Origin of the sequence: Haloarcula ordinaria, from assembly GCF_029338275.1 — an archaeon.
In the GTDB taxonomy this organism is placed as follows: Archaea; Halobacteriota; Halobacteria; order Halobacteriales; family Haloarculaceae; genus Haloarcula; species Haloarcula ordinaria.
Genome location: NZ_CP119789.1, coordinates 2,651,741 through 2,667,385 on the forward strand (window position 1 = coordinate 2,651,741; position 15,645 = coordinate 2,667,385).

The window sequence follows — 15,645 nt, forward strand, 5'->3', positions numbered from 1 at the left end:
AGATTCCCGCCGGCGAATCCCGAGATGCGGGCGAGGAGGAGAACGTGCTCAGTCGGCTGGATGCCCGGTCGGTACGTCGGCGAACGGCTCCGTGGGTCGGACCTCGTCGTCTGTCAGATAACACTGCGGGTCGGGCGCGAACAGGTCGTCCTCGGTAGTGAGCGCACGGAGTCGCGACGCCCCACGACAGACGCCGGCGTACTGACAGTCGGCGCACTTGCCCGTCAGGTGGTCCTCGCGGTTCCGGAGCTGGCGCAGGAGCGGGTTCGAGTCGTCCTCCCAGATGGCGCCGAAGGAGCGGTCCCGGACGTTGCCCAGCGAGTACCCCTGCCAGAACTGCGTGAGGTGGACGTTCCCCTGGTAGTCGACGTCGGCGACCCGCTCGCCCGTCGGGTCGCCGCCGTTGACCTGGAGGTAGTCGTAGACGCGCCGGGCCTGGACCTCGCTCATGTGCTCGCGGGCGTACTCCACGAGGTAGGCTGCGTCGGCGTAGTTGCCCACGAGCAGCGTCTCGATCTCCTCGCCCCGGTCGTGGTACCCGCGGGTCATGTCACAGACGCGTTTCACCGCAGCCCGGCGGTCCTCGGGCGTGAGGTCGGCGTCGACGATTTCGGTCCCGCGGCCGCCGTAGTCCAGGTGGTAGAAACAGAAGCGGTCGACGCCCACGTCGGTCAGCAGGTCGACGACGCCCTCCAGGTCGGGAGCGTTACGCTCGGTGATGGTGTAGCGGAGGCCGGTCTTGAGGCCGGCGTCCAGACAGTTCTCGATTCCACGGATCGCGCCCTCGAAGGCGCCGTCGAGCCCCCGGAAGTCGTCGTTCCGTTCGGGGAGGCCGTCGACGGAGACGCCGGCGTACTTCAGCCCGGCGTCCTTCAGCGAGGCGGCGCGCTCTTCGGTGATGAGGGTCCCGTTGGTCGAGAGGACCGGACGGACGCCCACCTCGTTCGCGTAGGCGACCAGTTCCTCCAGGTCCTGTCTGACGAGCGGTTCGCCGCCGGAGAAGAGGACCACCGGCGCGCCGTAGTCGGCGAGGTCCTCCAGCAGCGCCTTCCCTTCGGCCGTCGAGAGTTCACCGTCGGCGATGTCGGTGTCGGCGGCCGCGTAACAGTGGTCGCAGTAGAGGTTGCACTGCTTGGTGACGTTCCAGACCACGACCGGACGGCGCTGTTTCTCGTCGCGAATCTGGGACTTGGTTGACTCGTCGGCGGCGTCGTAGCGCAGCCCGTCGCCCTCGGCGTCTAAGTCACAGAGGAGTTTCGAGACCGAGATCATCCGTCCTCACCCCGGAGCGTCTCGGCGGCCATCTCCTCGCGGTCCATCGTCGTCTCCCCGCCCGCGTCTGTCGCCACGAGCGACTGGTCGGCCGTCTGGAACCGTCGCGTCTCGTCGGCCGGACAGAGCCACAGCCGTTCGACGCTGTGACCGAACAGGGCAGTCGCCTGTTCGCGAGCGATGTCCGCCGACGGCGCGCTCACGCTCCCGGCGTGCGTGAGCGGTTCCGCCGAGTCCTCGCTGACGAACAGTTCCCACTCCCGACTCGTCGCACCGCGGGGGGCGTCCACCTCGTTGTCCAGGCGTTCCATACGAGCCTTCTAGAAAGCCCCATAAAAAACGGGTCAGCCGAGTTCCCATCGCCTGAGAACGGCGTCACTCCAGCCCCGTGTGCCACGGACCGTCGGGCGCCGCCGTCGTGGCGTCGTCTGTTCGGAGCGACAGGCACTCGCGTGCGCGCTCGACGCCCTCGCGGACGTTCTGTCCCACGCCGTCCAGATGGGCCCCCGCGAGCAGCGGATTGACGCTCGAGGGCTCGGCATGCGCGTAGACGTCGGTCCCCCCGTCGGCGTTCGGAAAGAGCATGAGGTGCAGCTGCCGGCGCGCGAGCGGCCGGTCGCGGTGCACCCACGAGGCCCGCTCCGGAACCCCATCGCGTGTCTTGAGCCGGGCGAACGGGTTCCGGACGAACCCGGCGTCCCAGAGACGGGCCTCGGCGACAGGGAGCGACACCGGCAGCGAGCCAGCGTACTCGCCCGCAGTGATGGGACGCGGACCCAAGCGCTCGTCGACCAGCCGGCCGAGACCCCGCGAGGCAGTCCGCCGGATGGGCTCCCACCAGGCGGCCGAGGGCCCGCGGTTCCAGTGAAACGGAAGGCCGTACGTCTGGAACAGCCCGAGAGCCGCGCCGAGGCGTGCGACGGGAGTCGGGAGCGCTGGAACCATACGAGACCTGTACGCACCCCAACAGTATCAAAGCAGTTCCCACGGCTCGCTCGCCTCGAACATCCACAATATGACGGTCATGCTGGGAGAGACCCCACGACTGCGCCGGCGCGCAACCGGCGAGTCGGTTAGGTTAAAAGGGTCGCGGAGTCAGATTGGTGCAAGGATGGTTCGGGACCCGTTCGCCGAGGACGACACACCGGAGCTCGAGACGGTCCTCGACGCGCTGGACGACGAGGACTGTCGGTCCATCGTCAGCGTCCTCGACGAACCGATGACGGCGAGCAAGATCTCCGAGGAGAGCGGGGTGCCGCTCTCGACGACGTACCGCAAGCTCGAGCTGTTGACCGAGTCCTCGCTCCTCTACGAGGGCGTCGAAGTCCGCTCGGACGGGCAACACGCGAGCCGGTACGCCATCGACTTCGAGGAGGTCGTCATCGCGCTCGACGAGGAACGGGCGTTCGCCGTCGATATCTCTCACCGGGCCAGGTCGCCAGACCAGCGACTCGAGAACCTCTGGTCGGAGGTGCGCAAGGAGACATGAGTCCACACATCATCAGTTCACAGGTCGGCATCGTCGTCTCGAAGACGCTCATCCTCATCATCGGCGGGCTGATAACGTACTACTCCTATCAGGCCTACCAGCGTACGGGGTCACCCGAGCACAAGTGGCTCACGTACGGGTTCGGGGTGGTCACGTTGGGGGCGATTCTCGGGGGCGTGCTCGACATCGTCGTCGGGGAGTTCCTGAACACCGAGCTCATCAGCACGAGCGTGTTCGTCTCCAGTTCGATGACGGCGATCGGCCTCGGTATCATCCTCTACTCGCTGTACGTTCGGTGAGCGGGGGGATTCCCACAGCCTAAAAATACTGGGCTGTTTATATAGTGGCCCATATCCATCGTCCCGCTACGATGGTCGACACGAGCACAGTCCTGCTGGTCGCTGCCAAGACGGTGACGCTGCTCTGCGGGGCGGTCCTCACGTACCTGACCTTCCAGGCGTACCGACGGACCGCGTCGCCGGCGATGCGAGCCCTGTGGGTCGGTATCAGTTTCGTGACCGCCGGCGCGGTGTTCGCGGGGAGCCTCCACCAGGTGCTGGACGTCCCGGTCGCGACGAGCGTGGCCGTCGAGAGCGTCTTCACCGCGGCCGGGTTCGTCGTCCTCACCTACTCGCTGTACACCGAGCAACCGACCCGGGGATGAACAGTATCGTACTACCCGCGCGAGACCCGCTGCCCGCCTGACCCACAGCCGCTGACCGTACGACGACCGATGAGACGTCGACAGAAATCCGGAACCGATGACAGGAACAGACGAGACGACGGAGCCGACGCCGGACGTGGAACAGGCCGTCGAGCAGATGAACGACCGCGGGGCCACAGTCAGGGCCGTCCAGTTAGAGCAGGCGCTGGACCAACTGTGCGCCGACGGCGAGCTGACCGACGCCCAGCGGCAGGTCGTCGAGCAGTTGAGCGAGCGCCTCGTCGAGCGCCTGCTCGCAGTCCCCCGTTCGAGTCTGCGAGACGCCGGCCGGACCGACGACGCCGATACCGTCGAGACGGCGATCGAGCTGTTCGGGTAGCGTTCGGGACTGTGTCGAGGTGCGCCCCAGCAGCCGTCCTCGGCGGGATGCCGGACGAGCGCGAGTCAGTCGAAGCCGAGGAATCGGTGGGGTGAGCTGGCGGTATCACTATATGTATACTACCTCGTCACAGACCCGCTAGCCCGTGGTTTCAACGAATTCGAGTGATTAAAGTGAGCCGGACTTGTGGTTCCGATACGAAACGATGACCACCTCAAGTGGGGGAAGCGAAGGGTTCCGCGTTGGTGCCGGGGAGAGTCCTGGCGACGCCGTACTCAGGTGCGTCGCGGCCGAGAAAGGATGCGAGGTCCTCGACCTCGCGCCGCTACAGGACACCATCGACGTGCATGCCCTTGACCAGCTGTTCGAGGCGCCGGGCGTCGAGGCACTCGAGTTCTCCTACGAGGGGTTCGACGTCTCGGTCGAACCCGACCGGATCTACCTCACCGAACAGCAGTGAGCGCGCGTTCCGCGCGCACCGTCTTGTCCGCGGCGTCGTAGGACAGCACGTCGAGGGCCGCCAGTTTCGGCAGGTCAACGTGGTGGAGTCGTGTCTGTAGTGCTTTCGCGCCGACCTCGGCGCGGGTCAGGTCAGTCTCGTCGGCGTCGAGCAGCCGTTCGGTGACCTGGCCCAGCGTCAGCGAGCCGGGCGCCTCGGCGAGCGACGAGACGATGTACTGCCGGTAGGGCCGAGCGACCAGCGCGGCCACGAGGTCCCAGCGAGGGTCGTCCGTCTGCTCCGGCGACGGGAGCGGGACACCGAACTCGGACAGGTCGACGGGGAACGACGGGACGAGTCTGACGCCGTCGGACGACCGGACGATGAGGCCGACGGACTCCAGTTTCGGCAGTTTCTGGTGATGGAGGCGCAGCCGGCGAGCGCGACGTTCCTCGCTGGTCACCTGCGCCGTCGGCTTTCGCTCCTCGCGGGCGGCGAGCGCCACCGCAAGGTCTCGTTCCGTGAGCGGGGCGGCGCCGTCCGCGACGAGGGAGAGGATTCGCCGCTGTTGGGCGTCAGCGAGGACGCCTGCGACGAGACGGGAGTCGACCCGACTACCCTTGCCTGTGCTACCCATGAGGACCTATCGCAAGTATATCCTCTTGGGTACGCTGCCGGAAATATGAGGTATCGGGGCGCGCGTCGACGGCGGTGGTACTCGCTGCCGGAGCGGGCGCGTTGCTGGTGCCACTCACCCGACGCACCGGTACGCCGGCGCATGGAAAGCAATTTAGCCGGGCGGGAGCGACTGGCCGGTAATGAGCCTGTCCGACGCGGACCACGACATCGTGGTCGACGAACTCGACCGGGAGCCCACCCGGGCCGAGGCGGCCCTCTTCGAGAACCTCTGGAGTGAACACTGCGCGTATCGCTCCTCGCGGCCGCTCCTCTCGGCGTTCGACTCCGAGGGCGACCAGGTCGTCATCGGCCCCGGCGACGACGCCGCCGTCGTCTCCCTGCCGGCCCACGACGGCGAGGAGATGTACATCACGATGGGCATCGAGTCGCACAACCACCCCTCGTACGTCGACCCGTTCGACGGGGCCGCGACCGGCGTCGGCGGCATCGTCCGCGACACGCTCTCGATGGGTGCCTACCCCATCGCGCTCGCGGACAGCCTGTACTTCGGTGACTTCGAGCGCGAACACTCCCGCTATCTCTTCGAGGGCGTCGTCGAGGGCATCTCCCACTACGGGAACTGCATCGGCGTCCCGACGGTCGCCGGCTCCGTGGCCTTCCACGACGGCTACGAGGGCAACCCGCTCGTGAACGTCTCCTGCATCGGCCTGCTGGAACCCGAGCGGACGCTCACCGCCGAGGCTCAGGAACCGGGCAACAAGCTCGTGCTCGTCGGGAACTCGACGGGACGGGACGGCCTCGGCGGGGCGTCATTCGCCAGCGAGGACCTCGCCGAGGACGCCGAGACCGAGGACCGGCCCGCGGTCCAGGTCGGCGACCCCTACAGCGAGAAACTGCTCATCGAGTGCAACGAGGCCCTGCTGGACGAATCCCTCGTGGAGTCGGCTCGGGACCTCGGGGCCGCGGGGCTCGGTGGCGCATCCTCGGAACTGGTCGCGAAGGGCGGTCTCGGCGCGAAGATCGAACTCGACCGCGTCCACCAGCGCGAACCGAACATGAACGCGATGGAGATTCTGCTGGCCGAGAGCCAGGAGCGGATGGTGTACGAGGTCGAACCTAGAAACGTCGACCGCGTCGCGGAACTCGCCGAGCGCTACGACCTGGGCTGTTCGGTCATCGGCGAACTCACCGAACCGGGGACGAACTACGTCTGCACCTTCCAGGACGAGACGGTCGTCGACGTCGAGGCGGCGTTCCTGGGCGACGGCGCCCCGATGAACGACCTGCCCGCCGAGGAACCCCCGACACAGGAGCGGGACCTCCCGACCGTGAACCTCACCGAGGCCTTCGAGCGCATCGTCGCCAGCCCGAACACGGCCTCGAAACGGTGGGTCTACCGCCAGTACGACCACGAGGTCCAGGTCCGCACGAGCGTTCTGCCGGGCGACGACGCCGCCCTGCTGGCCATCCGTGAGGCCGGCACGGGCCTGGCCTTCTCCGCGGGCGCCGACCCCAACTGGACCGAAGCGGCACCCTACGACGGCGCTCGCGCCGTCGCCCTGGAGAACGCCACCAACGTCGCCGCGAAAGGCGCGACGCCCCACGCCGCCGTCGACTGTCTGAACGGCGGCAACCCCGAGAAACCGGACGTCTACGGCGGATTCAAGGGCATCGTCGACGGCCTGGCGGACATGTGTGCCGACCTAGACGTCCCCGTCGTCGGCGGCAACGTCTCGCTGTACAACGACTCGCAGGCCGGCCCGATTCCGCCGACGCCGACGCTCGCGATGGTCGGCGTCAAGGAGGGGTACGAGGCCCCACCGATGTCGCTGTCCGGCGAGGGCACGCTCGTCGTGGTCGGCGACCACGCGCTCGACGGCGACGCCGACCCGAAACTGGGCGGGTCGGAGTACTGCGCCCTCTTCGGCGGTACAGACGCGTATCCCGACCTGCACGCCGACCCGAAGGGGTTCGTCAACACCGTCGCCGAAGTGGCCGACGCCGACCACGTGCTCGCCTCGCACGACGTGAGCCACGGGGGCCTGGCGGTCACCCTTGCGGAGATGGTTCACGAGGACGCCGGCGCAGCGATTGAAATCGAGACGGTCGAGCGGGGGACCCGGAAGCGTCTCCTCTTCGGCGAACAGCCCGGTCGCGTCGTCTTCGAGACGGCGGACCCGTCGGCGATCGAGGAGGCGTTCGACGGGGTCGCGCCCGTGACGGTCCTGGGCGAGGCCGACGGTTCGAACCACCTCGAGATCACCGTCAACGACGAGACCATGCAGTACCACGCCGGCGAGATCGCCGACCTCCGTGCCACCATCGACGACGAGCTGGCCTGAACGCCCGCTGTCGACACACAGGCACGGCTGGCTGCTGAGAGCTATACACCGGGCGAACTGGACGCGGCGGTCAGAAGGGAATCGGACGTTGCTCGACTACCGATGAGACGGGCGTATCGTCCCGTCAGACCACCGCGAACGCGATGCCGAAGGTGATGACCAGGCCGAGGAGCGCGACGCCGGCGCCGGTGAACACCTGCGACATCGTGAAGTCGCTCTGTGGCGCCGTAGAGCGCAGCGGCGGCGCCCGCTCGGGCAGGTCGACGTTCTCGGGGTCGTAGTCCGGGCGTGACTCCTCGTGATGGTCGTCGTGGTCGTCGGCCATATCCAGGGATTTCACTACTGGGTACGAGTAACTGTCGGATTCGCGTGTCGGAAGGAGGCATCGTGGCGGGCGGTCACTCGTCAGTCGACCGGCGCCGCGAGGCGATTCCGTGGACCGTCGAGAGGACGAGCAGGGCGGCGACGACGGCCGCGCTGAAGACGTTTGCCGCCAGCTGGACCGGCAGGAGATCGAGGTAGTTCGCGACGAACAGGAACGCCGCCCCGCTCCCGACGCCGCCGTAGTACCTGTGCCAGGGGCGGGCCGGATTCGGCCGGCGTCGAGCCATCACGAGGACGTCCTGCGCGGCGTCGGTCAACTCGACCCGACCGCCGCGGCGGTCGTACTCGACGACGCCGGCATCGGCCAGCTTCGGCAGGTGACACTGGTAGAGCGCGACGTAGACCCGTTTTCGCTCTGTAGACCCGACCGAGGTCGCCGTCGACCCGTTCTCCTGGGCGGCGATCTCCTCGGCGAGCGTCCCGAGGGCGACTGGACCGCCGACCTGGTCGAGATGTTCGAGGACCCGCCGTCGTCGCTCGTTTTTCAGGAGTGTGAAGACGGCATCGGTCGGGAGTTCTGACGCGCCGACGTCGAACACTGCGGTCGGCCGCGCGTCCGTCTCGACGACGGGAGACTCCTGCAGGCTACGTGGTTTGCTGAGCGTGTCATTACTTCCCATGGAGGGTCACGGCAAACGATAGGTCACACCGGTACTTCAACAGGGAGAATAGTCCGCTCCCGTTCACGCCGGCCGTCGGGCGTATCGCTCGGCTTATTCAGGCGTATTCGATGGACTGCGACCGGGTGGTCCGTCCCGGCAACACATGTTTTAGCATATATATAAACGGAATGAATGGTCATAGACGGCACCACGTCTCGCCCGGGCGCGTGAAACGTCGCGGGCATAGTTCGGAAAGTAGGGGTTACTGGAACCGGGTTCGGGGCCACACAACGCTCACGCGGCTGAATCGGCACGAACCCCTGTTCGAGTCGTCGGAACGGCCTGTGTCGGTACAGACGGACCTTTGCACCAGTCGAAACCGTCAAACGGCCCTGTGGCGAACCCACGGGTATCCAATGACGCTGACCAAGAGAATCATCCCCTGTATCGACGTCGACGTCGACGAGAACGGGGAGGCGGCGGTGTACACCGGGGTCAACTTCGAGGACCTGGAGTACACCGGCGACCCGGTCGAGATGGCCAAGGCCTACAACGAGTCGGGGGCCGACGAGTTCGTCTTCCTCGACATCACCGCCTCAGCGGAGGGGCGCGAGACGATGCTCGAGACGGTCTCGGCGGTCGCCGACGAGGTGTTCATCCCGCTGACCGTCGGCGGCGGCATCCGGACCAAGGACGACATCAAGGAGACGCTCCGAGCCGGCGCGGACAAGGTCTCTATCAACTCCGGGGCCATCGCCAGGCCGGAACTCATCGAGGAGGGCGCGGCGGCCTTCGGGAGCCAATGCATCGTCATCTCGCTCGACGCCCGCCGCCGCTTCGACGACGAGGGCGACCACTACGTCGAGGTCGACGGGGACCAGTGCTGGTTCGAGTGTACAGTGAAGGGGGGCCGCGAGGGCACCGGCATCGACGCCGTTGCCTGGGCCATCGAGGCCGAAGAGCGTGGGGCAGGCGAGATATTCGTCAACTCCATCGATGCCGACGGCACCAAGGACGGTTACGACATCCCGCTGATGACGGCGGTCTGTGACGCCGTCTCGACGCCCGTAATCGCGTCGTCGGGATGTGGGAGCCCGGCTGATATGGAGGAAGTGTTCGTCGAGGCCGGTGCAGACGCTGGGCTCGCCGCCTCTATCTTCCACTTCGGCGAGTACTCCATCGCCGAGACGAAGGCGTACCTCGACAGCAAGGGCATCCCTGTCCGGTTGTAGGGGCCAGTAGCGAGCCGCCAGCAGCCGAGAGAGGCGGTCGGTCCCGTTCGCGTTACCGCCATCCGTCCGGGAGGGTTTCGCGGTTGGACTCGATGAGGTCGAGCAGTGGTCGAATCTCGTCGAAGGCCGGCCCCTCCGTAACGAGGTCGGCGTCGCGGTCCCACTCGATGTAGCCCCGCTTGTCCAGGAGCGGAAGGTGAACGTGTTCGAGTTCGATCCGGGCCGTCTCCCGGTCCTGCCCTCCCAGCTCGATGTCCTCCGGGATATCGATATCGTCGGTCTGTTGGCCCTCTACGAGCAATTCGACCAGGAGGCGTCGTCGCAACGGGTCTTCGAGACAGCGTAAGAGCGGTTGCCACTCAGTCCGCTTACTCATATCGTAATAAACTACAGTTTCGTTTTTATCAGTTTTGGTGAGAGTCACACATTCGGATATACTCTGTAGACGCCACGGGTGCTTCGGGTTCCGCGAGGGCTTTGTAGCTCGGTCACCAAGGGTTACTCGATGGAATGGCGGTGTGAGTGGTGCGGAAAACCCCACGAGGAGAACGACCCGCCCTGCGACAACTGCGGCCACGGGACCTACGAGCGGGCGGTCAAACAGGTGAACGACGAGGTGGCCCCGGGCGGTTCGGTGTGGGTCTGTCAGGACTGCGGCCGCGAGCACATGCGCAACCGGCCGCCGTGCAAGCGGTGTGGCGGGTCGGATTTCGAGCGGCGGGTCGGCCCGCCGGAGACGGACCCCCTCGACGAGATAGGGACGTCGTGGAGCGACGTCATCGAGGCGAAGTACGTCGTCGGCTACCTCGCCGTCGCGGCGCTGCTGGCGCTCATCGTCCTCACGACCTTCGGCTTCGTCTCGCTGCCGGGTATCGGGGGCGACGCCGCGACAGCGCCGCCGGCGGTTCCTGACGCGCCCGGCAGCGCGGACACGGCCGGCGGCCTCGACCTCGCCGCCACAGAGGACGCGTACGTCGACGTGTTGAACGAGCTGCGGGGGGCCGCCGGCGGGAGCCCGCTCGCCCGGAACGCGACGGTCGACGAGGCCGCAGCCTACTACAACAAGGCCCGCGTCGACGCTCGCTACGGCGACGGTGAGGGGCCGGACCGCGAGGCACTGAACGGATTCGGCCTGGCCTGTTCACGCCCGAGCGTCGTCGCCTACGAGGTGGCCTACGACCGAACGGGGCAGTCGGTCGGTGACTTCGACGACGAGTCGGCACTCGCGACGGCGCTGGTCGAGAGCTACGTCGAGCGCGGCGCGCCCTATCGAGGCGCCGAAACCGGCGACGTCGGCGTCGATATCCACGTCGGCCCTGACGGACGCGTGTTCGTCACGCACGTGCTCTGCTGAGCGGGGAGAGAAGGAGAACCGGGGTCAGGCCGCCGACTCGAAGGCGTCAGTGAACGCGTCGGCCTTCGAGATGACGCGGTCCGTGCCGTCCTCGAGGGCGTCGAGCGCGTCGACGTCCGTCTCGGTCTTGATGGTCAGGACTGGGTCGGTCTGCCCCCCGGACTGTTCGGGGTTCACGTCGTAGGTCGCCGCCGTCACGCCGTCTGTCTCCAGGAGCGCGCCCTTGATGACGTTCATGAACGTGTGGTCCTCGCCGGCGATCTCGAGCGAGAGTTCCGTGTCGGATTTATCGATGACGCGAAGGTCCATACCGGTGGATTCGTGCCCTCGAACCCATCAACGTGTCGCTTCGAGCGCGTCACGGACGAACCGGCCCGGACGCTCAAACAGCGGTGTGAGCCATCCCAAGACAGATGCCCGGACCGGCACCGAAGCCTGTATGGACAGCCCCGAACGGTCGCGCCGATACGTCCTCCACCTCCTCGGCGTGGGTATCGCGGGGTCCGTCGCCGGGTGTGAGAGCGAGTCCCCGGCCCCAGGCGGACCGAGCAACACCAAGCAGACGGTGGTTCCGTCGACGGACAGACCCGCCACGGAGACGACGGCGGCCGCCGGCGACCTGCCGCCCGGGAAACTCGTCCCCACTGACGGCGACGAGAACGACAACTTCGGAAACGCCGTCGCCTGCTCGGGAGACAGCGCGCTCGTGGGTGCGATTCGCGACGAAGCCGCCGCTGGCAGCTGGTCAGGCGCCACTTACGTCTGCGCACGGGAGGGAGGGCAGTGGTCGGTCGGGACGAAGCTCACCCTCTCGGATGGCGACGAATACGACAGGTTCGGAAACGACGTCGCTATCGCCGGTGACTACGGCCTTGTCGGTGCCTTTCACGACAGCGACCACGGCGGAAAGCGGGCGGGTGCAGCCTACGTCTTCGAGCGTACGAGCGACGGTGAGTGGACCCAGCAGGCCACGCTCGTCCCCGACGACCACCAGCGGCGAGCCAACTTCGGCAGTGCCGTCGCGCTCGACGATGCGCGTGCTGTCGTCGGCGCGGCCGCGGCGTCGAGCGAGAACGGCGAGGAGGCAGGGGCAGCCTACGTCTTCGAACGAGCGGACGACGCCTGGACCCAGCGGGCCACGCTCGCTCCGGCGGACGGCGACGAGGGCGACCTCTTCGGCACCGAGGTGGCCCAGTCCGGGTCCGTCGTCGCCGTCGGCGCGCCGTTCGACGATGACCCCAACGGGCGACTGGGTGGGTCGGTGTACGTCTTCGAGGTGTCGGACGACGATACCTGGAGCGAGCAGGCCACGCTCGTCCCCGACGACGGCGACACGCAGGACAAGTTCGGTCGGAGCCTCGACCTCGACGGGCGGCGTGTGGTCGTGGGCGCGCCGTTCGACGAGGACCCGAACGGCGAGGACGCCGGGTCCGCGTACGTTTTCGACGGGGCTGACGGTACCTGGGGACTCGACGCGAAACTCACGTACCCGGACGGCATCGAGGGCGACCAGTTCGGCCAGGCGGTCGCCGTGGCCGGCGACACGGTGCTCGTCGGTGGGGGTGCCGGCCCGGACTTCGACGCCGAGCACGAGGGCCGGGAGATGCCCGGCGACGGGGCCGGCTACGTGGCTCGGTTCGAGCGACACACCGACGGCTGGGAACTCGAATCGACGCTCACCGCCCCGGACGGGGACGCAGATGACCTATTCGGCGTCGCGGTCACCCTCGAGGGAGCGACAGCGCTGGTCGGTGCGACCGGTGACGAGGACCCGAACGGGGACGGGGCCGGGGCCGCGTACGTCCACAAACTCGACGGGTGACGGCTACCCGGCCGAGAGTTAGACCAGCGCGTACACCATCAAGAGCCCGAAGTACAGCAGGATGAGCGAGCCCAGCGCCTTCAGCCGGAAGGTCCCCAGCGACGCCTCCTCGTCGGCGTGGGCCTCGCGGAACGCCTTGACCTCCGCGTCGTCGAGGTCGCCGGGGTGATCCAGGCCGCGGTGGAGCGCGAGCCAGGACTCGCGGGCGAACGGTCGCCCGCAGTAGGGACACTCGTAGGTCGGTGCGTCTTCGGGGACGGCGTAGGCCTCCTCGACCGCCGTGACGGCGTCGATGCCGTCTGATTCGCGGTCGCTCATAAGTGTGGCAGTGGCACCTCCGGACGGGAGACGACCCAGAGACTCGTCATCGTGTAGAACACCATGACGGCGATGAAGGGATACTGCGACCGGACGGCCTGCAACCGGGCGGGGAAGAGGTCGTAGGCCGCCGCGTGGGCGACCCAGATAGCGACGAGGTGCCCGACGACCACCGCCGCCAGGGCCACCCCGCCGAACCACCCCGGTAGGTCCAGCACGGGGACGAGCGCGGGCGAGCCGAGGGGGTCCGCCACCGCGACGGCCAGCGACGGGACCAGGACGAGGAAGTAGCCCAGATAGTGCGCGAAGTGATAGCCGGCGGCGATGGCCAGCAGGGGCGGGGCGAACCGCTGGGCCAGGACCGACGGCGCGAGGTACGTCTCGGCGGTCCGCCGGCTCGCCCGGACCGCGAGGCGATAGACGCCAAGGAAGAGCGCGAACCCAGCAAGGAGCGCGAGTGGATACAGGAGGTGTGGCGGCAGCCCCGCTTCCACGAGCGGCGTCGTCAGGTCGCGCCAGGCCGGCGTCGTCACCAGCCCGTCGTACGTGGTGACCCACAGGAGGGCGACGACGAACGCCACCTCGTCCGCGCCGTCGACGAGACGGGGCGTCGAGAGGTCCATCCCCGGCAGTCGCAGGCGGAAACCGTCGTCGTCCCGGCCGATGGGCGCGAACCGCCCGTAGTATCGGAACACCCGCTCGACCGGGTCGACCTGTCCGAACCACGTCCCGGGACCGAAGACGACGGCGCCCGAGAGCGTGACGACCGAGTAACCGACGACGACCGTCGCGAGCAAGCGAGGGTCGTCAGCCAGCGGACTGACAACCTCCAGCCAGACGAGCGCCAGCAGGCCGGCGACGCCGGGCCAGGCACCCAGTCGGTCGGGATACGACCGGTCCAGCGACGGCAACAGCCCCGCGAGCGTCTTCCAGGGATTGAGGACGGCCCAGCTGTTGCCAAGCAGGTAGGTCGTCATCGCCAGCCCGGCCCACCACCCGACCCACACCAGCAGTATCGCGAGGTTGGTCCGGGCGTTCGTCGGGCCGAGAAAGCCCGTCACGAGGACAGCGACGAGTCCGGCGACACCGAGAGCGCGACCCAGCGAGACGACGGGGCGTTCGCCGCCGGCGGCGAGCGGGACTCCCCACCCGTGGACGCGCTCGATGAACTGACGGTCCGTGACGAACGACGCGAGCAGGAACGAGGCCCCGACGGCCGCCCCGCCCGTCGAGAGGAACAGCCACGTCGGAATCGTCAGCGTCTCGCGACCGCCGCCGGCGAGGCTGCCACCGTGGGCGCTCGCGGTCCCTGCGGCGGCCAGCCAGACGAACGTACACAGGGCTGTGGCGACGAGCGACCGTCGGCGCACTGTCATCGGAGGGGGTTGGGACCTCGCGGTCCTGTATGTTCCGACATCCGGCGAGCGAATTGGATGGGCTTTTAGTAATCGACTCGTAAGGAGCGGGTATGAGCACGACAGAAGAACGCACGGACGGTGGCCACGGGGACCACCACCTTCCGGCGACGGAAGACTGGCCCCGGGGGTTCGGCGAGGCGAGCTGGTGGCCCTTCGTCACCGCCATCGGCGCATCGGGTATCTACGTCGGCGCGGCGATGTTCGTCCTCTCGCTGGCCGAGGAACCGCTCATCGGGTCGACTATCAGTGCCGCCACGGTCGTCGGGAGCGTCGGGCTGTTCCTCGTCGGCCTCTACGGCTGGCTCTACCACGCGTTCGTCTCCGACTTCTGGGAGCGCGGGACCAACGAACACTCCGGGCGCACGCTGAAGTTCGCGATGCTCCTGTTCCTCGGGACGGAGGTGGCGACGTTCGGCGCCGGGTTCATCTACTACTTCATGGTCCGTGGCACCGACGTCTGGCTCGACGCCGCCGTTCCCGAAGTGTGGGGCAGCCTCGTCATCGTCAACACCGTCATCCTGCTCATCAGCTCGGTGACGCTGCACTACAGCCACCACGCGCTCCTGAACGGGAACCGTGACCGCTTCATCAAGCTGCTCGGCGTGACGCTCCTGCTGGGTATCATCTTCATCGGCGGGCAGGTGTACGAGTACTACGAGTTCATCGTCCACGAAGGGTTCACCCTCACGGAGGGCATCTACGGTTCGGCGTTCTACGGCCTGACCGGGCTCCACGGTCTCCACGTGACGATGGGCGCCGTCCTGCTCGGCATCGTCTTTGCACGGGCGTACTACGGCCAGTACTCCCCTGAACGCCACACGTCCATCTCGACGGCCTCGATGTACTGGCACTTCGTCGACGTCGTCTGGGTGTTCCTGGTCGTCGTCCTCTACATGGGCGCGAACCTGGTCTGAAGGGACGTCGCCGCCTCCGATTCCACAGTCATGGAACAGTTAGACGTCAGCGACGGGTTCGACGTCCACGAGTACCGTCACGGGCTGAAGCTACGCAAACAGGACCGTGGGACGATGATCCTCGAGAACCGCCAGGGGTTCACCTGTCCCGCCTGTGGCGAGGCGTTCGAGCGCCTCTTCGTCAGCGAGAAACGGACGAACACCTTCGGCGACCCCGGCGCCCCGTTCTGTCTGGTCCGGACCGACGCGGAACTGTTACTCTTGACACACTGACCGCACGGTCAAGTCCCCGGAGACACGTTCGCCGTGGTTCGAGGCCCAGACGAGTGGCGACTATCGACAGAGAATGAAACGATATTTGAAGCCGTTCGGTAATA

Annotated in this window: 21 protein-coding genes; 11 read left to right on the forward strand and 10 right to left on the reverse strand. The window is 67.4% G+C overall.

The window, feature by feature from the left end; all coding sequences use genetic code 11:
• Positions 1-48: 48 nt before the first annotated feature.
• The 3 genes from P1L41_RS13960 to P1L41_RS13970 all read right to left on the reverse strand — a co-directional run bounded on the left by P1L41_RS13960 (position 49) and on the right by P1L41_RS13970 (position 2,217).
• Entirely contained in the window at positions 49-1,272 is a 1,224-nt protein-coding gene (locus tag P1L41_RS13960) for a TIGR04347 family pseudo-SAM/SPASM protein (RefSeq protein WP_276296338.1), read from the reverse strand.
• Complete coding sequence (locus tag P1L41_RS13965) at positions 1,269-1,583, reverse strand: Htur_1727 family rSAM-partnered candidate RiPP (RefSeq protein WP_276296339.1); 315 nt, start codon at positions 1,581-1,583, stop codon at positions 1,269-1,271. The genes P1L41_RS13960 and P1L41_RS13965 overlap by 4 nt, the downstream gene beginning before the upstream one ends.
• A 64-nt stretch (positions 1,584-1,647) precedes the next feature.
• The gene (locus P1L41_RS13970) at positions 1,648-2,217 is read right to left on the reverse strand and encodes a hypothetical protein (protein ID WP_276296340.1); all 570 of its coding nucleotides are present in this window, start codon (positions 2,215-2,217) and stop codon (positions 1,648-1,650) included.
• 166 nt (positions 2,218-2,383) lie between these two features.
• Between P1L41_RS13970 and P1L41_RS13975 the strand changes: the two genes are divergently transcribed.
• From P1L41_RS13975 to P1L41_RS13995, 5 genes are all read left to right on the forward strand, one after another.
• Positions 2,384-2,761, forward strand: coding sequence for a helix-turn-helix domain-containing protein (locus tag P1L41_RS13975; protein ID WP_276296341.1), 378 nt, complete (start codon positions 2,384-2,386; stop codon positions 2,759-2,761).
• Entirely contained in the window at positions 2,758-3,060 is a 303-nt protein-coding gene (locus P1L41_RS13980; protein WP_276296342.1) for a DUF7521 family protein, read from the forward strand. The genes P1L41_RS13975 and P1L41_RS13980 overlap by 4 nt, the downstream gene beginning before the upstream one ends.
• Before the next feature lie 71 nt (positions 3,061-3,131).
• Positions 3,132-3,425, forward strand: coding sequence for a DUF7521 family protein (locus tag P1L41_RS13985; protein ID WP_276296343.1), 294 nt, complete (start codon positions 3,132-3,134; stop codon positions 3,423-3,425).
• A 97-nt stretch (positions 3,426-3,522) separates the two neighbouring features.
• Positions 3,523-3,804: a glutamyl-tRNA reductase gene (locus tag P1L41_RS13990; protein WP_276296344.1), complete on the forward strand. Its 282-nt coding sequence runs from the start codon at positions 3,523-3,525 to the stop codon at positions 3,802-3,804.
• Positions 3,805-4,009: 205 nt separating this feature from the next.
• A complete protein-coding gene (locus P1L41_RS13995) occupies positions 4,010-4,264 on the forward strand; it encodes a HalOD1 output domain-containing protein (RefSeq protein WP_276296345.1) in 255 nt (84 codons plus the stop codon).
• Here the strand turns inward: P1L41_RS13995 and P1L41_RS14000 are convergent.
• Positions 4,248-4,880: a DUF7344 domain-containing protein gene (locus tag P1L41_RS14000; RefSeq protein WP_276296346.1), complete on the reverse strand. Its 633-nt coding sequence runs from the start codon at positions 4,878-4,880 to the stop codon at positions 4,248-4,250. The two genes, P1L41_RS13995 and P1L41_RS14000, sit on opposite strands and share 17 nt — an antisense overlap.
• Positions 4,881-5,061: 181 nt before the next feature.
• On the opposite strand from P1L41_RS14000, the gene purL reads away from it, so the two are divergent.
• Positions 5,062-7,224 (forward strand): phosphoribosylformylglycinamidine synthase subunit PurL, encoded by a 2,163-nt coding sequence (gene purL, locus P1L41_RS14005; protein ID WP_276296347.1) that lies wholly within the window; start codon positions 5,062-5,064, stop codon positions 7,222-7,224.
• 124 nt (positions 7,225-7,348) lie between these two features.
• Here the strand turns inward: purL and P1L41_RS14010 are convergent, their stop codons facing one another.
• Both P1L41_RS14010 and P1L41_RS14015 read right to left on the reverse strand, forming a co-directional pair.
• Positions 7,349-7,549, reverse strand: a complete 201-nt coding sequence (locus P1L41_RS14010) for a DUF7550 family protein (protein WP_276296348.1) — start codon at positions 7,547-7,549, stop codon at positions 7,349-7,351.
• 73 nt (positions 7,550-7,622) lie between these two features.
• Positions 7,623-8,228 carry a DUF7344 domain-containing protein gene (locus tag P1L41_RS14015; protein ID WP_276296349.1) on the reverse strand — a complete coding sequence of 202 codons (606 nt, stop codon included), beginning with the start codon at positions 8,226-8,228 and terminating at the stop codon, positions 7,623-7,625.
• A gap of 398 nt (positions 8,229-8,626) precedes the next feature.
• Between P1L41_RS14015 and hisF the strand changes: the two genes are divergently transcribed.
• Positions 8,627-9,442, forward strand: a complete 816-nt coding sequence (gene hisF, locus P1L41_RS14020; protein WP_276296350.1) for an imidazole glycerol phosphate synthase subunit HisF — start codon at positions 8,627-8,629, stop codon at positions 9,440-9,442.
• 52 nt (positions 9,443-9,494) lie between these two features.
• On the opposite strand, the gene P1L41_RS14025 is transcribed toward hisF, so the two are convergent.
• Positions 9,495-9,818 (reverse strand): DUF7344 domain-containing protein, encoded by a 324-nt coding sequence (locus tag P1L41_RS14025; RefSeq protein ID WP_276296351.1) that lies wholly within the window; start codon positions 9,816-9,818, stop codon positions 9,495-9,497.
• A 129-nt stretch (positions 9,819-9,947) separates the two neighbouring features.
• On the opposite strand from P1L41_RS14025, the gene P1L41_RS14030 reads away from it, so the two are divergent.
• Positions 9,948-10,796 carry a hypothetical protein gene (locus tag P1L41_RS14030; protein ID WP_276296352.1) on the forward strand — a complete coding sequence of 283 codons (849 nt, stop codon included), beginning with the start codon at positions 9,948-9,950 and terminating at the stop codon, positions 10,794-10,796.
• A gap of 24 nt (positions 10,797-10,820) precedes the next feature.
• Here the strand turns inward: P1L41_RS14030 and P1L41_RS14035 are convergent, their stop codons facing one another.
• Positions 10,821-11,105 (reverse strand): DNA-directed RNA polymerase subunit L, encoded by a 285-nt coding sequence (locus P1L41_RS14035; protein ID WP_276296353.1) that lies wholly within the window; start codon positions 11,103-11,105, stop codon positions 10,821-10,823.
• Between the two features lie 130 nt (positions 11,106-11,235).
• Between P1L41_RS14035 and P1L41_RS14040 the strand changes: the two genes are divergently transcribed.
• Positions 11,236-12,618, forward strand: a complete 1,383-nt coding sequence (locus P1L41_RS14040) for a PKD domain-containing protein (RefSeq protein WP_276296354.1) — start codon at positions 11,236-11,238, stop codon at positions 12,616-12,618.
• An 18-nt stretch (positions 12,619-12,636) separates the two neighbouring features.
• Here the strand turns inward: P1L41_RS14040 and P1L41_RS14045 are convergent, their stop codons facing one another.
• Positions 12,637-12,936, reverse strand: a complete 300-nt coding sequence (locus P1L41_RS14045) for a C2H2-type zinc finger protein (protein WP_276296355.1) — start codon at positions 12,934-12,936, stop codon at positions 12,637-12,639.
• On the reverse strand, positions 12,933-14,312 hold the full coding sequence (locus P1L41_RS14050; RefSeq protein WP_276296356.1) for a hypothetical protein: 1,380 nt from the start codon (positions 14,310-14,312) through the stop codon (positions 12,933-12,935). The genes P1L41_RS14045 and P1L41_RS14050 overlap by 4 nt, the downstream gene beginning before the upstream one ends.
• A gap of 92 nt (positions 14,313-14,404) precedes the next feature.
• On the opposite strand from P1L41_RS14050, the gene P1L41_RS14055 reads away from it, so the two are divergent.
• The gene (locus tag P1L41_RS14055) at positions 14,405-15,268 is read left to right on the forward strand and encodes a cytochrome c oxidase subunit 3 (RefSeq protein ID WP_276296357.1); all 864 of its coding nucleotides are present in this window, start codon (positions 14,405-14,407) and stop codon (positions 15,266-15,268) included.
• A gap of 30 nt (positions 15,269-15,298) precedes the next feature.
• A complete protein-coding gene (locus P1L41_RS14060; RefSeq protein WP_276296358.1) occupies positions 15,299-15,541 on the forward strand; it encodes a DUF7385 family protein in 243 nt (80 codons plus the stop codon).
• Positions 15,542-15,645: the final 104 nt, after the last annotated feature.